At 68.4% G+C, this 2,093-nt stretch carries 2 protein-coding genes; both read right to left on the bottom strand.

Features of this window, described 5'->3' with window-relative positions; translation table 11 throughout:
* Nucleotides 1–53: 53 nt before the first annotated feature.
* Nucleotides 54–1,577, bottom strand: a complete 1,524-nt coding sequence (ntrC, locus tag AC1D01_RS31765; protein ID WP_477873497.1) for a nitrogen regulation protein NR(I) — start codon at nt 1,575–1,577, stop codon at nt 54–56.
* A gap of 43 nt (nt 1,578–1,620) precedes the next feature.
* Nucleotides 1,621–2,093 (bottom strand): two-component system sensor histidine kinase NtrB (locus AC1D01_RS31760; RefSeq protein ID WP_477873496.1); only part of this gene is annotated, 473 nt, incomplete at its 5' end.

Raw genomic sequence — 2,093 nt, 5'->3', positions numbered from 1 at the left:
AGCAACAGCCTMCCCGCACGCGCCTTTGCAGCACAAAAACGCCGACCGGAATTTCAATCGTCCAGGCCGAGTTCCTGGATCTTCCGCGTGATCGTGTTGCGCCCGATCCCGAGCTTCTGCGCCGCCTCGATGCGCCGCCCGCGCGTGATCTCGAGCGCCGTGTGGATCAGCTGCGCCTCGAACTTGCGTGTCAGCGTGTCCCACACCTCCGGCAGCCCGGCCTGCAGCATCGCGCGCGATTCGCGCTCGAGATCGGCCAGCCAGTGCGTGCCGGTCGGCGAACCGCCCGCGATGGCCGCCACCGCGTCCGGCAGCGGTGCGGCCACCGGCGCGATGGCATGGGCCCCCGAGCCACCGACCACCGTCGGGATCGCCTCGCCCACCTCGCCCACGGCCGCCGGCACGCGCGCCGGGATCGCCACCAGGTCGCCCTGGAACTCCGGCGGCAGGTCCTTGGCTTCGACCACCTGGGCCGGTGCCATCACCGTCAGCCAGTGGCAGATGTTCTCCAGCTGCCGCACGTTGCCGGGGAAGTCGAACTGCATCAGCCGCGCGAGCGCCGCCTCGGTGATGCGCTTGGCCTCGACGCCCAGCTCCTTCGCGCTCTTCTGCAGGAAGAAGCGCGCGAGCGACGGCACGTCCTCGCGCCGCTCGCGCAGCGCCGGCAGCCGCAGCCGGATCACGTTCAGGCGGTGAAACAGGTCCTCACGGAAGGCACCGAGCTTGACCCGCTCCTCCAGGTTCTGGTGCGTCGCCGCGATCACCCGCACATTGCTGCGCAACGGGTTGTGCCCGCCGACGCGGTAGAACTGGCCGTCGCTCAGCACGCGCAGCAGCCGCGTCTGCAGGTCGAACGGCATGTCGCCGATCTCGTCGAGGAACAGCGTGCCGCCGTCGGCCTGCTCGAAGCGCCCGCGCCGCGTCGTCTGCGCGCCGGTGAACGCGCCACGCTCATGGCCGAACAGCTCGCTTTCGAGCAGGTCCTTCGGGATCGCCGCGGTGTTGATCGCGACGAACGGCCCGCTCGCGCGCGGGCTGTGCTTGTGCAGCGCCTGCGCGACCAGCTCCTTGCCCGAGCCCGATTCGCCGGTGATCAGCACCGTCACCACGCTCTGGCTCAGCCGCCCGATCGCGCGRAACACGTCCTGCATCGCCGGTGCCTGGCCCAGCATCTCGGGCATCTGCGCCATGCGCTCGTCGCGCACCTCCTCGCGCATGCTCTCGTCGAGCGCGCGGCGGATCAGCTCGACGGCCTTCGGCACGTCGAACGGCTTCGGCAGGTACTCGAAGGCCCCGCCCTGGAACGCGCTGACCGCGCTGTCCAGGTCGGAGTAGGCCGTCATGATGATGACCGGCAGGCCCGGATGCCGCTCCTTGACCTTGCTCAGCAACTCGATGCCCGAGCCGCCCGGCATCCGGATGTCGGATACGAGAACCTGGGGTTCGTCGTCCTCGAGCGCGATCAGCACGTCCCGCGGGTTCGTGAAGCTGCGCACCGCGAGGTCTTCACGCGCCAGTGCCTTCTCCAGCACGAAGCGGATGGATTGGTCGTCGTCAACGATCCAGATGGGTTTCATGCCCTGCCTGTGGTTCCGGTCCCGCCCGCCCCGGGCTTCTGGCTCAGGGCAACGGGATCACGATCTTGAAAAGGGTCTGGCCCGGCTTGCTCTCGCATTCGATCATGCCCTGGTGTTGCTGCACGAACGTCTGCGCCAGCGTGAGTCCCAAGCCCGACCCGCCATCGCGCCCCGATACCAGCGGGTAAAAAATGCGATCCCGGATCGACTCCGGTATTCCCGGGCCGTTGTCCTCGATATGCAAGTCCAGTGCCAATCGATAGCGCTGCTTGCCCAGCGTGACCTGGCGCGCGATGCGCGTGCGCAGCGTGATGCAGGCGTCGCCCTGCTGGATGCGCTCTGACAGCGCCTGCGCCGCGTTGTGTGCGATGTTGAGCACCGCCTGGATCAGCTGCTCGCGGTCGCCGCGGAAATCGGGGATCGAGATGTCGTAGTCGCGCTGCACCGCGAGACCGCGCGGGAACTCGGCAATGATCAGCGAGCGCACCCGCTCGCAGACCTCGTGGATGTTGACST

It is taken from the genome of Rhizobacter sp. P3_B12, from assembly GCF_056402895.1.
The sequence above is the reverse complement of the archived record's forward strand: the minus strand, read 5'-3'. Positions and strand labels throughout refer to the sequence as shown.